Below are 18,851 nucleotides of genomic sequence, written 5' to 3'. Positions count from 1 at the left end.
CGAGAACTCAAATCACTCGGTCGGTGCCGCAGCGCACGCGGGCCGCGACATCGGGGTCAAAGCTTCTTCAGCCCGCACCATTCGGCGACGAACAGCGCGATGCTCAAGGTGGTCTTGCGCAGGCTTTCGAGCTCGACCCGCTCGTCAAAGGCGTGCGGCCCGATGCCGCTCGGCCCGTAGCAGAGCGCGGGCATGCCGGTGTAGTAGCGCGTGTCGTTCACGGCCGTGGACAGGCGGTCTTCGAGCGCTGTGCCGAACGCCGTTTCATGGGCGGCCGCAAGCACCGCTTCCGCGGCGCTGCCGGGCTCGCATACGGCCGGATCCGCCTGGAATCCGCTCCAGACGAGCTCAGCCGGATTCTCCGATAGGAAGCTATCGCTCTTCTGCGCCTCGGCCAGGCATTGCTCGATGCCGCGCATCGCCTGCTGCGGCGTCTCGCCGGGCAAGAGGCCGATCCGGCAATCGAGATCGCACCATGCCGGCGTCGAACTCGCCCAGTCGCCGCCCTTGATGATGCCGACGTTGAACTTGATGGGATTCTTGACCTTGCCGAACCAGCGATTGTCCGCGGCCTTGGCATTGAGCGCCTTGGTGTAATCCTGAAAAGCACGCACCAGATGCATCGCGGACAGGATCGCGCTGGTGCCGGTCTCGGAATAGGCGACGTGCACCGGCGTGCCGCGCACCCGCAAGCGAAACCAGATGGCGCCGACCTGTGCGCGGGTCAACGTGTGCGCCGTCGGCTCGGGGATCAGGCAGGCGTCTGCCCGATATCCCCGCATCATCGTCGCCAGCGCGCCGTTGCCGGTGCTCTCCTCTTCGGTCACGGTTTGCAGATGAATGCGGCCGCCCGGCGCATAGCCCGCGCTGCGGATCGCATCGAGCGCATAGATCATGGCGGAGACGCCCGCCTTCATGTCCTGCGCGCCGCGGCCGATCATCCAGCCATCGCGCACGGTGGCTGCGAAAGGCGGATCGCTCCAGAGATCGGCGGGACCTTCCGGCACCACGTCGATATGGCCCTGCAGGATCAGGCTGCGGCCGTTGCCCTTCGGATCATAGCTGGCCACGACCTGTTTGGACCCGGCCAATGAAATGTCATCCATCGGTGCGGCCTTCGGATGGCTCATGAGATCGATATCAGCGAGGCTGAAGACATCGACCGCATAGCCGCGCTCACCAAACTGCTTGGCGAGCCACTGCTGCAGCGGCTCTTCCTTGCCGCGCAGACTGGGAAATTGAACCATGCGCGCCAGGAACGCGACCTGGTCCTCGAAATTACGATCGACAGCCGCGCGCAGGCGCTCCGTCACGTCATCCAGCGCGTTGTTTGCCATCTACTGCCTCCCGTTGCACATCTTGATCGTTCGATGATTGCTGGCGCTCGTCTTGGGGTCACGCCGCAAGGCACCTCTCCAGAATCCCCAGTCCTTCGTCGATGATCGCATCCGATGCCGTCAGCGGCACCAGAATGCGGATGGTGCTCGCAGTGGTGCCGCAGGATAGGAGAATCAGGCCGTTTTCGTGGGCACGCCGGGTGATCAGCTTGGTCATCTCAGGATCCGGCTCATCACTGCCGCGCTGCTTGTAGACGTCGAATGCAATCATCGCGCCAGGACCGCGCGCCGCGGAAATCGGCACCAGCGCATTGGCGCGCGCGAACCGATCGATCGCGGTGCGCAGGCGCTGTCCTAGTACATTGGCGCGCTTCAGGAGATCCTCGCGCTCGAAAACATCGAGCACGGCAAGCGCTGCGGCGCAGGCGAGCGGATGACCGGCATAGGTGCCGCCAAGGCCGCCGGGCTCGGCGGCATCCATGATGGCGGCGCGGCCGACCACACCCGAGAGCGGCATGCCGCCCGCGAGACTCTTGGCGACGCAGATCACATCCGCCTGCACGTCGTAATGTTCCATTGCGAACATCTTGCCGGTGCGGCCAAAACCGGTCTGCACCTCGTCGGCGATCAGGACGATGCCGTTCTCATCGCAGAGGCGCCGCAGACCGCGCATGAGCTCCGGCGGGGCCTGGTGGAAGCCGCCCTCGCCCTGCACCGGCTCGATGACGATCGCCGCGACATGCGAGGCGTCGATGTCGGCCTTGAAGATCAGGTTGATGTAGTGCAGCGTATCTTCCACCGTGACGCGCCCGCCGGCCACGGGAAAGGGCGCGTGCAAGATGCCTGGCATCGGCAGGCCGAAGTTCTGCTTATACGGCACCACCTTGCCGGTCATCGCGCTCGCAAGCGCGGTGCGGCCGTGGAAACCACCGGTGAACGCGATCACACCGCTGCGGCCGGTGGCGGCGCGTGCGATCTTGATGGCGTTTTCGGTGGCCTCGGCCCCCGTGGTCAGAAAGATGGATTTGAGCGGGCCATGGATCGGCGCCAGCGCGTTTAGGCGCTCGGCGAGCTCGACATAGGGCTCGTACGGCAGCACCTGGAAGCAGGTATGGGTGAAGCGATCGAGCTGCTCGCGGACGGCGCCGATCACATGCGGATGGCAATGGCCGGTGTTGAGCACGGCGATACCGCCGGCGAAATCCACATAGCGCTTGCCGTCGACATCCCATACCTCGCTGTTGAGCGCCCGTTCGGCGAAGACCGGCGTGGCATTACTGACGCCACGCACCACCGCCGCCTGTCTTCGTGCCAACAACTCCGCGCTCACTGCCATCGAGAAATCTCCTGAAGCTTGGATGACAGCCTATGGCGCGGCAAGCCATGATCCATCAGCTTCTGGTGCGGATCAGGTGACTCTGATGCACCAATGAACCTCGGACGCTCAACGCTTGGGCGCGGAGTGGACAGACGTTGGGCGGCGCTGGTCAAAATGCGATCAGCCACGCCAACCCGGTGCAGGTCGCTATCTCACGCACCTAGCCGGCCAACACCTGCTTCAGCCAGCGGCGCAGCGCAACGATCGGTGGATCGTCCCAACGCTCCTTCAGCGCCACGAGCTGATAGGACTCCATATAGATCCGGGACGGCAGCACCTCGATCAGCGCGCCGGAGCGCAACTCCTCCTCGACCAGCACGTCGTTCGCAAGCGCGACGCCCTGGCCGAAGCGTGCCGCCTCGATGGCGAGATGCGCGTGCCATAAGCGCGGACCGCGCAGAGGCGGCGTATCCTCGATGCCGGCGAGCGCGAACCAGCGCTGCCATTGCTCGGTCGATTCTTCGTGAATCAGCGCAACGTTGGCGAGATCCGCCAGCGTGGTGATCCCCGGGTAACGCGCCAGATAGGCCGGACTCGCCACCGGGAAGACGCGCGGCCGCACCAAGGCTTCGGCCATGAGCGCGCCGCGGGTATCGACGGCGTCGGCATAGACGATCTCGGCATCGGCTTCGGCGCGCGACAGATCGGGATGCGAGAGTGTCGGCTGCAGGTTGATGTCCCAGTTCCGCGGCGGTCCAGTCAGTTCGGGCAGGCGCGACAGCAGGCGCCGGTTCGCAATGCCCGGGATGCACCAGATGTTCAACGTCGGACGGGACGCCGGCCGGACCATGGTGGTGGCGCGCGCGATGATGTCGAAGGCCTGGGAGACCTGCGCGTGATATTGCTGTCCGGCGCTGGTGAGCGCGACACCGCGCCCCTCGTTGCGCAGCAGCGCCACACCAAGGCTTCGCTGCAGATTTTGCAGGTGGCGGGAGACGACGGTGTGGCTGACCGCGAGTTCCTCTCCGGCCGCCCGCACGCTCCCCGTGCGCCCGACAGCTTCGAATGCGCGCAGCGCGATGAGCGATGGCAGTCGCGGCCTGCTCATGGCCCCACCGTCTTACGTCGTATCATCCCCCGCAATGTCCTTCCTGCCCCTTTCATTCCAGCACATGAGGCGGCATCGTTGCTCGTCATGGCCATATGTGTTCGGTGCATATCGGACGGCAGTCACCTTGTCCGCGTAGCCCTGATCGCGTCATAACAATGCGCGCGTTGACGTCGCTCTTAGCGCCTACGGCGACGCAATGCCAGCGTTGGAAGAGGGATCGGCAAGGCATCCCCGTTCGTTAACCTTTTGCGGTTTGCGAAGAAGCGGCGAGGCCGAAAAATTCGGAGCGAACGATGAACAAGGCCGCAGCGATCTGGAATCCGCACAGCGCGCACTGGGGCGCGTTCTCAGCGCGCTGGAACGGTACGACGATCGAGGTTGCACCTTACGAGCGCGACCCCGCTCCCTCGCCGATGCTCGGCAATTTCACCACCGCGTTGCGCCACAAGGCCCGCATCCTGCGTCCCATGGTGCGAAAATCCTGGCTCGACGGCAATGCGCGGGGCGAGCGCGACTTCAACGCAGGCTTCGTCGAACGGTCGTGGGAGGAGGTGATCGATCTTCTCGCCGCCGAGCTCGTACGCGTGCGAAGCGAGTATGGCGCGAGCGCCGTCTATGGCGGCTCCTATGGCTGGGCCAGCGCCGGACGCTTCCACCACGCGCAGAGCCAGATCCACCGGTTTCTGAACCTTGCCTTCGGCGGCTATGTGCGTTCGGTCAACAGCTATAGTGCCGGCGCCTCCGCGGTGATCCTGCCGCATGTGATGGGACCGTTCGAAGGCATTTCGCGCCGCAACGTGACCTGGCAGCAGGTCGCCGAACACACCGACACGGTGCTGGCGTTTGGTGGCATGCCACTGAAGAACTCTACCGTCGCCAGCGGCGGGATCAGCGCCCATATCGAACGGGACGCGATGAAGCAGGCCGCGCGCCGTGGTGCGACGTTCTTCTGTATCAGCCCGCTGCGCGACGATATGCCCGAGGAAGCGAGCGCGAAATGGCTGCCGATCAAGGTCGGCACCGATGTCGCCTTGATGCTGGCGCTCGCGCACACGCTCCTGGTCGAGGACCTCTGGGACAAGGCCTTCGTGGCACGCTATTGCGCCGGCTTTGAGAAATTCAAAACCTACCTGCTCGGTCAAGACGACGGCACGCCGAAAGATGCGGCATGGGCGGCGGAGATCACCGGCCTGTCCGCAGGCACCATCGTCGACCTCGCGCGCCGCCTGCCGCGCGGCCGCACCCTGGTCGCGATCTCGCATTCGCTGCAGCGGGCGCAATTCGGCGAACAGCCGGTCTGGATGGGTGCGGTGCTGGCGGCGATGCTCGGCCAGATCGGCCTGCCCGGCGGCGGCTATAATTACGCGCTCGGTGCCATGGGCCACACCGGACGCCGCGTCAACGCCGCTCCGATCCCGACGATGCCGCAGGGCAACAACAACGTCACCGAATTCATCCCGGTCGCGCGGATCAGCGACATGCTGCTCAATCCTGGACAGCCGTTCGACTACAACGGAAAATCGCTGCGCTATCCCGCTATCAAGCTGGTGTATTGGGCCGGCGGCAATCCGTTCCATCACCATCAGGACATCAATCGCCTACGGCATGCCTTCAACGTGCCCGATACGATCGTGGTGCATGACAGCGCCTGGACGCCGATGGCGAGGTTCGCCGACATCGTGTTGCCGGCAACGATGACGCTGGAGCGCGACGACATCGGCGCCGCCGCGACCGACCCCAGGCTGGTCGCCATGCGCAAGGTGCTTGAGCCGATCGGCGAGGCGCGCGACGATTTTGCCATCTTCGCTGATCTGGCGCGCAAGCTCGCGGTCGAGCAGGCATTCACGGAAGGACGCGACAGCCGGCAATGGCTGGTTCATCTCTACGAGCCGACGCGGCGGGCGCTCGCGGAATTCGGCTGGGAGGCGCCCGATTTCGACGAGTTCTGGCGACGGGGCGAGCTCGCGCTGCCGTCCGAGGCCGATGATGGCGGCTTCCTGCGCGCCTTTCGCGACGATCCCATCAAGAACAAGCTGCCGACGCCGAGCGGCAAGATCGAGATCTTCTCGCAGACGATTGCCGGATTCGCCTATGCCGACTGCCCGCCGCATCCAACCTGGCTGCCGTCGACCGAGCCGACCACCGCGCGGCATCCGCTGACGCTGATCGCCAACCAGCCTTCAACGCGCTTGCACAGCCAGCTCGATTTCGGCGCCTACAGCCAGTCCCGCAAGATCGCCGGCCGTGAGCCGGTGCGTCTCAACCCGATCGATGCCGAGCGCCGCGGCATCGCGCACGGCGACATCGTCCGCCTGTTCAACGATCGCGGGGCCTGCCTCGCCGCGGCGATCGTCTCCGAGGAGGTGATGCCCGGCGTGGTGCAGCTATCGACCGGCGCCTGGTACGATCCGGAGCCAGGTGCGGCCGCGCAGCCGACGTGCGTTCACGGCAATCCGAACGTGCTCACGCGCGACATCGGCACGTCAAGGCTGGCGCAAGGCTGCTGCGGCCAAGTCACGGTCGTCGAATGCGAGAAATATGTGGGATCGCCGCCTCCGATCCGCGCTTTCGATCCGCCCGAGCCGATCGAGGCGGGCGTTCGATAGACGTCACTCCGCGAAGACCCACTGATATCTGTCGCCGGCGCGAAGGACGCGTCCGGCCGAGCTCTCGGCGAAATACGATGAGGAATAGCTGAGCGGATCCTGGGAAAGGGTCTGGTAAGGCGCTCGCTCGGCTACGCTAGAAGCTTCGGGCGACCGTGAGTCTGGCCGCCAGGGGTTCGGCCGGATGCACGACGTAATCCATCACCCCGTTCTGGCACACGGCGGCCGGCGCGATCTGCACGGGGTAACAGAGATTGTACAGACTGTCGGTCTTGATCATCGAGCCGTAGGCGTAAGAGATCTGGTTGGTCTTGCTGTTGAAGATGTTGAGGACGTCGAGCTGGATTCGCCAGCCGTCGTCGGTCCGGTAGCCCACGCGCCCATTGAACAGGCTGATCGGCGTCGAGCGGAACGCATTGTCCTCGGTGAGCGGGCTCGACGCCAAATAGCGCCAGCGCAGCGTGCCGAACCAGCCGGTCTTTTCGCCGAGCGTGATGCCCGCTGACGCTACCATCGGGGGCGCGTTCGGAATGTAGTTTCCGGGCGCGTTGCCGATCTGCGCCTGCGGATATCCCGCCAGCGAATCGTAGATTGCGGCCTGATCGCTGTCATATCCGACGAAACGGGCATGGGTCAGCGCAAGATCCGCATCGAACTCGAGCCACGGCACCGGGCGATAGGTGTTGGTCCATTCCAGCCCGTAACGACGGCTCGCCCGGCTCGCCGAGGTGTCGCCGGAATCGCCGCTGAAAACAATCTCGGAGGCTTGGTCGAGCATGAACAGGCTGAGCGAGGAGTCGAGGCCTGGCACGAATTTGCTGCGGATCCCAACCTCCGCTCCCTTCGTTCGCACCAACAAGGGCGAGGCGTCCACTTTGGTGGAAGGGTCGTTCGGCATCTCGGTAATCGTCGCGCCTCGGGCATCGTTGCTGTGCATGCCCATGCCCGCGCCGACGAAAAATTCAGTCTTGTTGAACGGACCGACCACCATGGTGAATTTTGGGCTGCCTATCCCGGCGCTGACCTTGCCGGAATTGTTGGCATCGAACCACGACGTGACGTTGGCGTCGTAGTAGTCGCCGCGCCAGCCGAGCGTGGTCCTCAACCAATCGGTCCAGTGCACCGTATTCTGTACGTAGACACCGACGCTGCCCTCTCCCACCCGGTCGCTGCGCACATTCGACAGAAAGCTTCGCTGGTAAGTATCCGTCAGCGCAAGGCCGATGGCATCGTAGCGGGTCTGGATGCCGAAGGTGGTCTCCATCGCCCGCCCGGCCAATGATCCGTTGAGAGTGCGCGATGCATTGGCTCCAGCCATGACGCGGTCGTCGTGCTGGTGAAACTGATCGCCGAGCGTCGGATCGGAGAGAAAGTAGGTGAAGTTGTTGAAGAGATCGAGCGAACTCTTGACCACAAAGGCATTGGCTTTCCATGATCCCGCATCATCGGTGCCCGCGATCCGCGCCGATAGTGCGAAACGATCGGTGTTGCCTCCGTCGGTCGAGTCTTCCGCGCCGTAGCGGCCAAGCTGGCCCGACAAGAAGGCGCGCTCCGGGACCTGATCAGTCGAGCTCCATCGGTTGGAATAAGCCATGCCGGTGATGGAGAGACCGTCCAGTGCCGTTCCCTGAGTGTAGCGCACCAAGGTATTCAGCTTGCGCATGTCGTCGGGATTGTCCCAGGGGCCGTCGTAGGTCCCGGCCTCGCCGGCGACGAGCAGCGTCCCGTCGCCGACATTGGTCGACCCCATACCGAAAAGCCGTTTGTAGCCGAAGCTCCCGGCAGTCACTTGGGCAATGCTCTTGTCGATGCGGTCGACAAGACCGATGTGAAGATTGCCAGCCGAGCTGAAATCGCCCTCATCCGCGAAATAGGGCCCCTTGCGCACCTCCAGCGCATTGATCGTCTCCGGCATCAGCCAGTTGAGGTCCGCATAGCCCTGGCCGTGCGCATGGGTGCGCATGTTCACGGGGACATCGTCGACCCAGATCGCCAGATCGGTGCCGTGATCGAGATTGTAGCCACGCAGAAAATACTGGTTCGCTTTGCCTTCCCCGCTGTGCTGCGTCACGATCAGCCCCGGCACGGCTTCGAGAACTTCACCCGGGCGCGCCACCGGACGTGCATTCAGTGCGTCGCCGGCAATGGTGATCTGGCTGGCCATGTTCGGTTGGCCGGCGGGCCCCGAGGCCACGTTGGGCGCACCCGACACCGTTGCGGGCGCCCCGGCCGTCGGGGAGGATTCCGGCCGGTGCTGAGAAGGTCGTGCTGCGCTCCGGGCGTTGTGCCCAGGCGATTGATGCAATCTGCGAGATTGCGCCGTCGACCGAACCGTGATTGCCGGCAAGACAGCCGTGTTGGCGGAGGCAGCGGAATCAGCACTGGTGGAGAGTGAGCCAGGCTGCGCCTGCGCCGTTTTCTCGATCGCCGGCAGCACGAGCATGCTCGCGATCACCCATCTACGCAAACGAGACGACACGCCCCCAACCCCACATCACCGCAAGAGACCGCAACGCATCCGGGAAATAGCTGCCAGCCGACGCAAGATCAGGATACGCGGATCGCCCCCACATGGCCCCTTATCGATCCAAGGCGACAGTATGATGTCAAGCAAAAATCATCATACCATGGGCCCCTTGATGATCTGATCTATTGCGCAAGAGAACGAATGGCGTGATTGCCGCTGCGCGTCTTTGCGTCGCACGTCCTCGCTCCCGATGCGAACAATTCCACCGCACTGTCAAATGGCCGTCATCAATCCCGAGAATATCTGACGCGGAGCGGGTGGCTGGTTCGTTTGTCCGCCGGCAAACGGATCTTCGCGGCCTGGCGACTCTGATCGCGAGCTGTCACAGAGTTGATATTTTGGTCCTCATGCAATCCGATCCGGCCGGCGAAGCGATCGCATCGGCAGATGACGTCGCGACTAGGCCTCACGCCGACGCAGCGCCGGCGCGGCATCACCGGCGTATCCATGGTGGCTGGACGCTAATCCCGATCGTCGCTGCGTCCGGCTTCGCCGGCCTCGGCTACGAGATCGCTTGGACGCGCCAGTTGAGCCTCGCGCTCGGGACCGAAATGATGGCGGTGCTGGGTGCGATCGCCGGATTTTTCGCCGGGCTGGCGCTGGGTGCCTTTGCTCTCGACGGCCCGATCCGGCGCGCGAAATCACCGCGAACCATCTATGCGGCGCTTGAGGCCGTGATCGGGCTCTGGGGCCTGGTGAATGTGTGGCTGCTGCCTACTGCTGGTCGAGTTCTGTCGCCTCTGCTCGGGACCGAGCCTGCGCCGGCCCTGCTTTGGGCCGCGAGCTTTATGCTCCCGACACTCGTCCTGCTTCCCGCGACCATGGCGATGGGCGGGACCCTGGCTGCGCTTGAACGGATGACGAGGGAAGCCCTCGGCGACACTTACATCAGCGCCGGCGTCTATGGCGCAAACACCGCGGGTGCCGTGGCCGGTACCCTCGTCTCCACATTCGTGCTGATCCCTGCGTTTGGATTTTCCGGGACGTTGTTTTGCCTCGTCGCCGTAAACGCCGCATGCGCCCTGGGCACGCTCGTGATCGGAGCCTCCTCCAATCAGATCACGCCTGAAGCCGAGGAACGGGAGCAACATGCGATCGGCGAGCTGCGGCTCACAATCACGCTGTTTGCCACCGGCCTGCTCGGAGTGGCGTTCGAGGTCCTCGTCGTCCGGCTTGCGGCGCAGGTGATGCAGGACACGGTGTACACTTTCGCCGGACTGCTCGCTGCATATTTGCTGGGCACCGCAGCCGGTGGCCTCGTCTGGCAGCGCGCGGGACGCCACGCCGGCGATGGAGGTCTGCGATGCTTGCTGGCCGGCACAGCTCTCGCCTGCCTGACGACGGCTGTTCTTGCACCTCACATCGCCCGTATCGCCGAGAGCGCCGTCGAGGCCGGCATCATCGGTGAATTGGCCGTGGTCACGGTGCTGTTTCTGGCACCGTCGACTGCGATGGGGGCGCTGTTCGGGCTCCTGGCACAACGGGTGCGAGACCAGCGCGGATCGCTGGGATGGGCGGTCGGGATCAACAGCATCGGTGCCTCGATCGCCCCGCTGCTGGCGGCGCAACTTCTGATCCCGACCTTCGGCGCATGGACAGCGCTCATTCCCATCGCGCTCGGCTATCTGCTCCTGCTTCCGCCCGGCCGGGCCGCGTTCGCCTGGTCTGTCGCCCCGGCAATCGTCGCGCTCATCCTGTGGGTACGTCCCGCCCCCTCACTGACGAAGGTGCCACCAGGCGGCGCGCTGCTTGCCGTCCGTGAAGGGCCGATGGTGACTGCAAGCGTCGTCGATGACGCGTCGGGCACAAGGTATCTCGACGTCAACGGCCACTTCCGCATGGGCGGCACGAGTTCGGTGCGATCCGACTATCGGCAGGCGATGCTGCCGCTGTTGCTCCATCCGGAACCGCACCGCGCCCTGTTTCTCGGCATCGGCACCGGCGCCACCGTGATCGGCGGCTCGCAGATGCCGGGAGTCACGGTGCAAGCGGTCGAACTGTCGCGCGAGGTGGTCGACCTGCTGCCGTGGTTTGCTACCCCCGCAGCAGGCAGGGCGAAGCCTCGCGTCACCGTGGCGGACGCGCGGCGCTACGTCGCCGCAGACACCGACAGCCATGACGTGATCGTTGCCGATCTCTTTCATCCGGCGCTCGACGGCAGCGGCTCGCTCTACACGATCGAGCATTTCGAGGCCGTCAAAAAACGGCTCGCGCCCCAGGGCGTGTTTTGTCAGTGGCTGCCGTTGTATCAGCTCGATCTACCGTCCTTGCGGGCGATCATCCGCGCCTTTCTCGAGGTCTATCCCGGCGGCTCAGCCTGGCTCAACCACTATAGCGTTCGCACCCCCATGCTCGCCCTGATCGGTCCTCGGGATGGGGAGCATTTCGATCTCGACAGATTGGCCGCACGACTGCGCGATCCTCTGGTCAGGCCTGTCGCAGGCCCGCTGGGGTTCGAGACGCCGATCGATTTGCTTGGACAATACGTCGCAGGCCCTCGCGCCCTATCCGCGTTTGCCGGCGCAGGTGCCCGCAACACCGACGACTATCCCTTCGTCGCCTTCGATGCGCACCGCAACGTCCGGGCGCTGACGGCGCCACCCTGGTCACTCTTGCTCGCCATCACTCGAGCGATACAACCGGACCCGGCCGAGCTTCTGGCGCCGCCGCAGCGCGATCACCTCGGCGAGCGGCTGACGGCCTATTGGCGCGCGCGCAATCGGTTTCTTGAAGCGGGTGCTGCGCTCCCCGGGGATCCGCGCGGCAGGACGCTGATCGAGGCCGCGTCCCCCGGGCTGCTCGACGCGCTTCGCCTCAGTCCCGAATTCGATCCCGCCTATGGGCCGTTGATGGGCATGGCGAAATCGCTGATGGCGTCAGACCGCACAGCGGCCGCGCGGCTGTTGCGCGAGATCAACGAGGCTGCGCCCTCGCGCGAGGAAGCGAGAGAGTTGCTCGCGCGCGAGTTCGGCCAGTGAGAAGCGGGACCGCTTGCGCCTCGATCAAGGTGCGAAGGTCACCCGATAGCCCCAGCAATCCAGATGGTCGGGAATAGCGTTGAAGGCGATCGTAATGCGCTGCCCGCCCTGGTTTCTCGGCACCTCATGATAGAGATAGCTGGGAAACAGCACGAGATCACCCGGTTCTGCCTCGGGCAGCATGTACTTGCCGGCGTTGTACGGTCCGACTGCGGCGCTTCGGGTGTGGTGGCGAAACGAGAAGTCAAAACCACCCGGCGGCCGCACGAAGACCGTATTGCTGGCGGGATGCGACGGCGTCAGATACAAAATGCCGGAGACGAAACTGTTCGCATGCGCATGCAGCGTCTGGTTTCCGCCCGTCTCCAGCATATTGGTCCACATCTCCTTGACGGTCCACCGCAAGGTCTCGCCGAAGAGCAGCACGCCGAAATCGACAAGTTTCGGGATGGTGAGCTCGGCTATTTCCTGAAACAGCTTGTTGCTGCGAGGGTCGGCAACCTCAGTGTGGAAAAGCTGATCCGATCGCAGATTGCTTTCGATCCGGGCGTTGCGGATCGCCGCCACCGCGGCATCTTTGAGCTCCGGACTCAACAGGCCGGGCGAACGCATCAGCGGAATCGGGAAAAGCGGTTCGATCTGATCCATGCCACAACGTCCAGACGTCTCGTCCGCCGGACAATGCGCGCATGAGCATGACACGGCAATGACAGTCGCCGGCAATCCTCGCAGCGCCGCTGACGCGTTCGACCAGGCTCAGTGCGACGGCAATTCGCTCGGCTGCAGCACCTGCAGACGCTCACCAGGCTTGAGCCTGTGACGCCGCTCCCGCAGCTCCTCGGTGGCGCGCGCTGTGGCGTCGAGGCAGTCGTCGAATTCCCCATTACCGGCCTCGACCAGGGCCTGGTGCAGATCGCGCTCGGCGAAATACCGCGAAGGGTCATCCTCCGCCAAAGCCGCGGCGAGCTGGCGCGCCTCAGCGACCGCCGCCTCGCAGGACTCCCGGGTGGCTTCCTCCGCGCCTTCGGCAGCGCCTCCAGGCGCGGCCGCAGCGCTCATAAGCGAGATCAGGATCAGAAGGAGAAAACAGGTTCCGCGCAAGAGAAATCCACTTGCAACGAGACAGCGATCGTGCTGATCGGCGGGCGCGACCAGCCTCGAAACAAAAGGTGCTGGCGGGGTCTACCGGTTTGATATCCCCGCCAGAGAGGCGCAATTTCAGCGCGCGACAGTGTCAGTCACCATTGCGCGCGACAATGGCGTTTCACCGGGACCCACGTTACGCAGAACCGACACCGCGGGTCCTGGTCACGCTTTGGTTTTAGTCGCGATCCCAGCGCCAGTCGTCCCAGTCGTGGTCCCGATCGTTCTCGGCGTGGCCGCCGAGGGCGCGCGCGAGCTCCGCATTCTTTTCGACCAGGAGCTTCGGCGAATTATGCGGACGAATGAAGATCGGGTTCGCATAGAACCAGACGTTCGAGTAGGCCTGAACGTCGTAGGTGACCTTTTTCGCGCCGCTGCCATCGGTCTGCAGATGCGAGGGGCATGCGGGATCGGTGCAGCTCACATTGGCGTTGGTGAGGTCGATCAGCGGGTTGCCGGCGCTATCCGTGACGTTTGGCGTCGCAACGGGGATGTTGGTGCCGCGGGCACGGATATAGAACGGCGTATTGCCGGCCGTGAACGTCGTCGTGAAGCGCAGCTTGGTCGAGCCATCATGCCGCTTCCAGCTCTGCATCTTCGTGACCGGGATCTGCTGAGCGATCTTGGCCGAAGAGTTGTACACGATCGCCGCACCGGCCGTTCCGGCTGCATTCGCCACCGCATAACCCGGGGCCCCCGGCTGGATCACACCGGTGATATCGCCGGTGATGAGGTCGACGTGGTCGAGCGACGGCTTGTTCAGCGGCTGTTTGATGCCGACCTGCGCGAGGAGCGGATTGTTGAAGCTGTACGGGCTGTTGTTCTTGGCCGGGATGCTCATCTCCATCTCGACCGTTATTCTCTCGCCCGGCCGCACGACCAGCGTCTCGCCCATCGTCTTCCAGTCGTCGTCGTGCTGACCGCGTGCACGGTACAGCAGGTCCGGCCCGATGATGTCGGCATTGACCGAGTAGGAATTTCCCGAGCGCATGCCGTCGATGATCGACTGCTCAGTGAAGCGCCGGGAGTTCGGAATGTAGAGCTTGGTGTACTCGCCGGGAATGAAGTCCGACGTCGTCGCCGCGTCGCGCGCGCCGAATGCACCGCGATTGTGCCAGTCGGAGCTGACGAACAGGAAGAAGTTGCGGCCCTCGCCGAGCAGGCCGTCCCAGAGGCCGCCGACCTTCGCGGTATAGATGCCGGCCATGCCGTAGGTGCCGCCGCCGACCGCGCCGGATTCGTAGGAGCCGGAGCCGCCCGAGATCGTGCCCTGCGCCATGTGGCCGGGAGATTCGATGCCGAACGCTACCGTCGGACCGGCATTGTTGAAATCGCGGAAGTGCTCGATGTTGTAGCCCTTGCTGCTGGTGGCACTGAACGGCCCCTGACGCTCGGTGTGGGTCGGAATGGCGTAGGACTTCAAGGGATGGTTCGCCTGCAGCCATGCAATGCCGGCAAGCGCCTTCTGGTGACCTGCGGTGCCGTTATTGTTGACGTTGTCCTTGCCTGACCAGACTTGATTGTTGCGCCCGTCAACCGGCCCGATCGCGTCGGTGTCGGCGCGGTCGAAGCGATACTCGAACTCGGCCATCCTGTTGGCATTGCCGTAACCGCGCGGATTCTGTCCGGTGACGACGGCGACGTCGGTGTGCTCGTGGCCGGGGACGATCCATTCCAGACCTTCGACCAGCACCTTGTTGTACATATGCGTGCGGTTGACGATGATCGGATATTCGACCTCCTCGATCGACTGCCAGCGCCACATGGTCGCATTGGTGCCCGAGCCGTTCGGCGTGCCCTTCAGGCTCGTGATGGTGATGCCGTCGATGGTCTTGCCGAGCGTCTGGCTCCAATAGGTCGTCGTATTGTCGCCCGTGATATTGGCGCTTGCATCGCTGAAGCGGCAGTCGCGATTGCCCGAGCCGCCATGGTTGCCGAGTGTGAACCAGTCGAGACCGAAATTGTTGCCGCCCGCAGCGGCGACGCCGGTACCAACCGAGCGATCAATGGAGTAGCCGGCAGCAACGGAGCCATCCGTGCAGGTGTTGTGGTTGTGCATATCGCCGGCAACATAGGGATTGCCCCTGTGGCGCTTCTCGCCCCACTCCCAGCGGTCGTTGCCGGAGGCCCCCTGCGTCAACGCCAACGAGACCGAAGCCGCCGTCAGCAAGATCTTCTTGGAAGATGAAACCATGTAGTCGCCCCTACAGGAATTGATATGAATCGAAAACGTCGTCGACGCTGCATGCGCCATGCGGCGATCTCAGCGCGGGCGGACAAGATCAAATGTCGGAGACAGTTTGGTGAAGGTTTTATTTTGAATCACCGTCGCGTCCGGAATCGATACTGCGGCTTCTCGACGCAGTTTTTTTCATCGACTGCACGATTGCCCGGTGACAAGTACGCGCGGCTCGTTGCATAAGCTTGTCTGCACGCTGTGCTCGGGACAAATGTAAAAGATTTATGTCAACGCCAATGATCCAGAACGTGACGGAGGCCCTCGATCTGTCGGCGAAGCGCACGGATCGCGCGACCGAAAATTCATCGAATATAGCAGCTAAGATTTCTCAACCGACCGTGTTGACGGCACTGCATTTTCTTCGGCGCGAACCGCTCGTGCATTTCGTTCTGCTTGGCGCGATCATCTTCGGCATCAATGCCGTGCTGCATCCGCTGGCGAAGGACGAGAAGGTCATTACCGTCACCAAAGCGATGCGGCAGTCCTTCATCGACAACTTCGACGAGGACAAGGCGCGCACGCCGACCGATGCCGACATCCAGAAGATGATCGACGCCTGGGTCGCGAGCGAGATTCTCTATCGCGAAGGCAAGGCACTTGGCGTCGATCGCGGCGACGAGATGATCCGCGATCGGGTTGCCTTCAAGCTGCAACTGCTGATCTTCGACCAGGTGCATGTGCCACAGCCGACCGAAGATCAGCTCCGCGCCTGGTTTGCGAGCAATCATGCGCGCTTCGATCAGCCCGAACAGGTCGGCTTCTATCTGACGCCTCCGACCGACCAAGCCACCGCGCAACGACAGCTCGAGGACATTCGGGCACAGCGCGAATCCGAAGAGCTCCGCAATCAGACCCGCGCGATCCTCGGACGGCCAGTCGACAGTCTCGCAGCCTCCTTCGGCGAAGGCTTCCGCAACGCTCTGCTCACGCTGCCGCAGGGAGAGTGGCACGTCCTGCAGTCGAAGGAGGGCTGGCACGTCGTTCGCCTCGATTCCCGTCGGCCGGGCGGACTCGCCAAGTTCGAGGATGTGCAGGATGAGGCCGCGAAGATCTGGCACACCGAAGAGACGCGCAAGCAGGCCTGGGAGGCCGTCAATCGGTTGAGGGCCAACTACACTGTGCGATACGAACAGTGAGCGCGATGCGCTATCTCGCAGCGGCATTGCTCGTTCTCGCCGCACTCATCCTGCCGTCTCAGACCCGCGCGCACGAAGCCTCGCTCGGTGTCCTCGAGTTGCGCGAGGTGCGCCCCGGTGCCTTCATCGGGCATTGGACCATGGAGCCCACGATGGGCGCCGACCATGTCGACTTGCGCATGCCGCCGCATTGCTTCCTGCGGCTGCCAGAATTGAATTGCGGCGAGAAGGGATTGGTTGGGCCGGTCACCATCACCAATCTCGGTGCCAACATGTCGGCTGTGCTGATCCGCATCATTCCGCTCACCGGCGAGGCGCGCAGCTATACGATCTCGAGCGCAAATCCGGTGGTCTCGGTACTCGCTGCCGGTGCGCCGACCCTTCAGACCTGGATCGAGCTGGCCAGGACCTATGTCAACTACGGGATCGACCACATTCTGCTCGGGGCCGACCATCTGTTGTTCGTGCTGGGATTGATCTGGATCGTGTACGGCGGATGGCGTCTGGCCAAGACGATTACGGCGTTTACCGTCGGACACAGCGTTTCGCTCGCCGCCGCGGCGTTCGGCCTTATCGGCGTGCCCGAGCGTCCGCTCAACGCCTGCATTGCGCTGAGCATCGTCTTCGTCGGCGTCGAGATCATCAAGCAGCAGCGCGGTGAGGCCGGGCTGACGGCGCGCTATCCCTGGGCGATCGCGTTCACCTTCGGACTGGTTCACGGTATCGGCTTTGCGGGCGCCTTGGCCGGACTGGGGCTCGAGCGGCGCTTGCTGCCGGCGGCGCTGCTCTTCTTCAACCTCGGCGTTGAGATCGGACAGCTTGCCTTCGTGCTCCTTGTGCTGGCCTTGATCTGGGCCCATCGGCGCCTCGATGCCGTCTTGCCGCGCTGGGGCGATGCTCTTCCGGCCTACACGATCGGCTCGGTATCCATGTTCTGGTTTTTCGGCCGTCTCCTGAGCGTGTTCGCCGCAATGTGACCATGAAACAGAACGGGAAAGCCATGTCTTTGCGTGTTATGCGAGCTCTGCCGGTGGCAATCGCAGGTCTCGTCCTCGCAGAGCCTGCGTTCGCGCATGAGCAGGTCGGCGTCGGCGGCGGGCTCGTCAGCGGCCTCCTGCATCCGCTGACGGGACTGGACCATCTGATTGCGATGGTCGCGGTGGGAATCTGGGGCGCGCAGCTCGGAGCGCCCGCCATCTGGGTGCTGCCCATCACCTTTCCGCTGGTGATGGCGGTCGGCGGCGTGTTGGGCGTCCTGCGAATCCCGCTGCCGATGCCCGAGATCGTGATCGCGCTGTCGGCGCTCGTGCTCGGCGCCGCGGTTGCGATGCGCCTGCGACTGCCGTTTGCCGCCGCTGCCGTGGTCGTTGCGGTGTTTGCGGTCTTTCACGGTCACGCGCACGGGGCGGAGCTTCCGAATTCGGCAAATCCGCTGGCCTATGGCGTCGGCTTCGTCGTCGCAACCGGCCTGCTCCACCTTTGCGGCATCATCATCGGTACGCTGACGCGTTGGCCTGCCGGCGAGAGATTGATCCAGGGGCTCGGCGCGGTGATCGCCTTGCTTGGCGGGTACTTTCTCGCGCAGAGCCTCGGAGCCGTCGCATGAATATGAGATTCCGGGGCGGTGTTGTTGCCGCAGCGATGTTGCTCGCAGAGGTCAATGCGGCGGAGGCACACATCGTGGCCTCGCGTCTTGGCGACTTCTATGCCGGTGCGTTGCATCCGTTGACGGACCTCCAGGACATCATTCTTTGGGGCGCGACGGGCGTACTGGCGGGTTCGCTTGGCGCCGCGAAAGGACGATGGCTCGTGCTGGCGTTTCCGCTCGGGCTATTGGCTGGACTGGTGCTCGGACAATCTTTCGGTGTCGCTTCTGTGTGGGCGACGGTTGATGCGGCCATGATCCTCGTGCTCGGGGCGCTTCTGGCCGCGGCCACGCGGATTCCGACGGGCCTGCTTTGCGCGCTCGCTTTCGCATTGGCGATGATCCGAGGTGCGGCGAACGCGAGCGACCTCGGGCCTGAGACCGATCGACTGCTGTTCGCGGCGGGCCTCGCGTGCGCGGGCTATGCTGCAATCACGCTCGCCATGGCCTTGGCGCTTGCGTTCCGCGGACCGGATAGCAGCCCCTCGATCACCTGGCAGAAGATCGCCCTCCGCGCGTTCGGCGGCTGGATCGCCGCGATCGGGCTGATGATGGTCGGATTTGGCCTCGCTTCATGAGCGAGGCCTGCGCAGCCCCTCGGACTGGCGTTTCTGCAGTCAACTGCAAGCATTTGATATTGCGATGGTGGGCGCACCAGGGCTCGAACCTGGGACCCGCTGATTAAGAGTCAGCTGCTCTACCAACTGAGCTATGCGCCCGGAGCTTGTCCGGAAAGCCTTCGCAAGCGGGCGTCGTTTAGCAAAGCGTCCCCCCGATGTCCAGCAAAGGTGACGAAGTTTTCCCAATCCGT

13 protein-coding genes and 1 tRNA gene are annotated in these 18,851 nt (G+C 64.0%); 6 read left to right on the top strand and 8 right to left on the bottom strand.

Features of this window, described 5'->3' with window-relative positions:
• Positions 1–56 precede the first annotated feature (56 nt).
• The 3 genes from P6U23_RS07990 to P6U23_RS07980 form a co-directional block, all read right to left on the bottom strand.
• Positions 57–1,337 (bottom strand): ArgE/DapE family deacylase, encoded by a 1,281-nt coding sequence (locus tag P6U23_RS07990; protein WP_407179007.1) that lies wholly within the window; start codon positions 1,335–1,337, stop codon positions 57–59.
• Between the two features lie 58 nt (positions 1,338–1,395).
• On the bottom strand, positions 1,396–2,673 hold the full coding sequence (gene gabT / locus P6U23_RS07985) for a 4-aminobutyrate--2-oxoglutarate transaminase (protein ID WP_407179006.1): 1,278 nt from the start codon (positions 2,671–2,673) through the stop codon (positions 1,396–1,398).
• Positions 2,674–2,875: 202 nt separating this feature from the next.
• Positions 2,876–3,763, bottom strand: a complete 888-nt coding sequence (locus P6U23_RS07980) for a LysR substrate-binding domain-containing protein (protein ID WP_407179005.1) — start codon at positions 3,761–3,763, stop codon at positions 2,876–2,878.
• 296 nt (positions 3,764–4,059) lie between these two features.
• Here P6U23_RS07980 and P6U23_RS07975 point away from each other — a divergent pair, with 296 nt between their 5' ends.
• The gene (locus P6U23_RS07975) at positions 4,060–6,372 is read left to right on the top strand and encodes a molybdopterin guanine dinucleotide-containing S/N-oxide reductase (RefSeq protein ID WP_407179004.1); all 2,313 of its coding nucleotides are present in this window, start codon (positions 4,060–4,062) and stop codon (positions 6,370–6,372) included.
• A gap of 136 nt (positions 6,373–6,508) precedes the next feature.
• On the opposite strand, the gene P6U23_RS07970 is transcribed toward P6U23_RS07975, so the two are convergent.
• Positions 6,509–8,536: a TonB-dependent receptor gene (locus tag P6U23_RS07970; protein ID WP_407179003.1), complete on the bottom strand. Its 2,028-nt coding sequence runs from the start codon at positions 8,534–8,536 to the stop codon at positions 6,509–6,511.
• Between the two features lie 710 nt (positions 8,537–9,246).
• Between P6U23_RS07970 and P6U23_RS07965 the strand changes: the two genes are divergently transcribed.
• Positions 9,247–11,877: a spermidine synthase gene (locus tag P6U23_RS07965; protein WP_407179002.1), complete on the top strand. Its 2,631-nt coding sequence runs from the start codon at positions 9,247–9,249 to the stop codon at positions 11,875–11,877.
• A gap of 24 nt (positions 11,878–11,901) precedes the next feature.
• On the opposite strand, the gene P6U23_RS07960 is transcribed toward P6U23_RS07965, so the two are convergent.
• From P6U23_RS07960 to P6U23_RS07950, 3 genes are all read right to left on the bottom strand, one after another.
• Positions 11,902–12,525: a 2OG-Fe(II) oxygenase family protein gene (locus P6U23_RS07960; RefSeq protein ID WP_407179001.1), complete on the bottom strand. Its 624-nt coding sequence runs from the start codon at positions 12,523–12,525 to the stop codon at positions 11,902–11,904.
• Between the two features lie 108 nt (positions 12,526–12,633).
• Positions 12,634–12,936 (bottom strand): hypothetical protein, encoded by a 303-nt coding sequence (locus P6U23_RS07955; protein WP_407181374.1) that lies wholly within the window; start codon positions 12,934–12,936, stop codon positions 12,634–12,636.
• A gap of 262 nt (positions 12,937–13,198) precedes the next feature.
• Positions 13,199–15,214, bottom strand: a complete 2,016-nt coding sequence (locus P6U23_RS07950; RefSeq protein WP_407179000.1) for a hypothetical protein — start codon at positions 15,212–15,214, stop codon at positions 13,199–13,201.
• A 269-nt stretch (positions 15,215–15,483) separates the two neighbouring features.
• On the opposite strand from P6U23_RS07950, the gene P6U23_RS07945 reads away from it, so the two are divergent.
• The 4 genes from P6U23_RS07945 to P6U23_RS07930 are packed head-to-tail and all read left to right on the top strand — an operon-like array spanning position 15,484 to position 18,618.
• A complete protein-coding gene (locus P6U23_RS07945) occupies positions 15,484–16,395 on the top strand; it encodes a peptidyl-prolyl cis-trans isomerase (protein ID WP_407178999.1) in 912 nt (303 codons plus the stop codon).
• A gap of 5 nt (positions 16,396–16,400) precedes the next feature.
• The gene (locus tag P6U23_RS07940) at positions 16,401–17,372 is read left to right on the top strand and encodes a HupE/UreJ family protein (protein WP_407181373.1); all 972 of its coding nucleotides are present in this window, start codon (positions 16,401–16,403) and stop codon (positions 17,370–17,372) included.
• A gap of 23 nt (positions 17,373–17,395) precedes the next feature.
• The gene (locus P6U23_RS07935; protein WP_407178998.1) at positions 17,396–18,001 is read left to right on the top strand and encodes a HupE/UreJ family protein; all 606 of its coding nucleotides are present in this window, start codon (positions 17,396–17,398) and stop codon (positions 17,999–18,001) included.
• Positions 17,998–18,618 (top strand): HupE/UreJ family protein, encoded by a 621-nt coding sequence (locus tag P6U23_RS07930; protein WP_407178997.1) that lies wholly within the window; start codon positions 17,998–18,000, stop codon positions 18,616–18,618. Before P6U23_RS07935 ends, P6U23_RS07930 begins: the two co-directional genes overlap by 4 nt.
• Before the next feature lie 65 nt (positions 18,619–18,683).
• Here P6U23_RS07930 and P6U23_RS07925 read toward each other — a convergent pair.
• Positions 18,684–18,759 (bottom strand) — tRNA-Lys (locus P6U23_RS07925).
• Positions 18,760–18,851 lie beyond the last annotated feature (92 nt).

This window comes from Bradyrhizobium sp. STM 3562, assembly GCF_045571435.1.
In the GTDB taxonomy this organism is placed as follows: Bacteria; Pseudomonadota; Alphaproteobacteria; order Rhizobiales; family Xanthobacteraceae; genus Bradyrhizobium.
This window is presented reverse-complemented; position numbering and strand designations above follow the sequence as displayed.

Coding starts and splice junctions, on each gene's coding strand:
- P6U23_RS07990 (WP_407179007.1), bottom strand. CDS start 1,337: ATGGCAAACAACGCGCTGGATGACGTGACGGAGCGCCTGCGCGCGGCT.
- gabT (WP_407179006.1), bottom strand. CDS start 2,673: ATGGCAGTGAGCGCGGAGTTGTTGGCACGAAGACAGGCGGCGGTGGTG.
- P6U23_RS07980 (WP_407179005.1), bottom strand. CDS start 3,763: ATGAGCAGGCCGCGACTGCCATCGCTCATCGCGCTGCGCGCATTCGAA.
- P6U23_RS07975 (WP_407179004.1), top strand. CDS start 4,060: ATGAACAAGGCCGCAGCGATCTGGAATCCGCACAGCGCGCACTGGGGC.
- P6U23_RS07970 (WP_407179003.1), bottom strand. CDS start 8,536: ATGGCCAGCCAGATCACCATTGCCGGCGACGCACTGAATGCACGTCCG.
- P6U23_RS07965 (WP_407179002.1), top strand. CDS start 9,247: ATGCAATCCGATCCGGCCGGCGAAGCGATCGCATCGGCAGATGACGTC.
- P6U23_RS07960 (WP_407179001.1), bottom strand. CDS start 12,525: ATGGATCAGATCGAACCGCTTTTCCCGATTCCGCTGATGCGTTCGCCC.
- P6U23_RS07955 (WP_407181374.1), bottom strand. CDS start 12,936: ATGAGCGCTGCGGCCGCGCCTGGAGGCGCTGCCGAAGGCGCGGAGGAA.
- P6U23_RS07950 (WP_407179000.1), bottom strand. CDS start 15,214: ATGGTTTCATCTTCCAAGAAGATCTTGCTGACGGCGGCTTCGGTCTCG.
- P6U23_RS07945 (WP_407178999.1), top strand. CDS start 15,484: ATGTCAACGCCAATGATCCAGAACGTGACGGAGGCCCTCGATCTGTCG.
- P6U23_RS07940 (WP_407181373.1), top strand. CDS start 16,401: ATGCGCTATCTCGCAGCGGCATTGCTCGTTCTCGCCGCACTCATCCTG.
- P6U23_RS07935 (WP_407178998.1), top strand. CDS start 17,396: ATGTCTTTGCGTGTTATGCGAGCTCTGCCGGTGGCAATCGCAGGTCTC.
- P6U23_RS07930 (WP_407178997.1), top strand. CDS start 17,998: ATGAATATGAGATTCCGGGGCGGTGTTGTTGCCGCAGCGATGTTGCTC.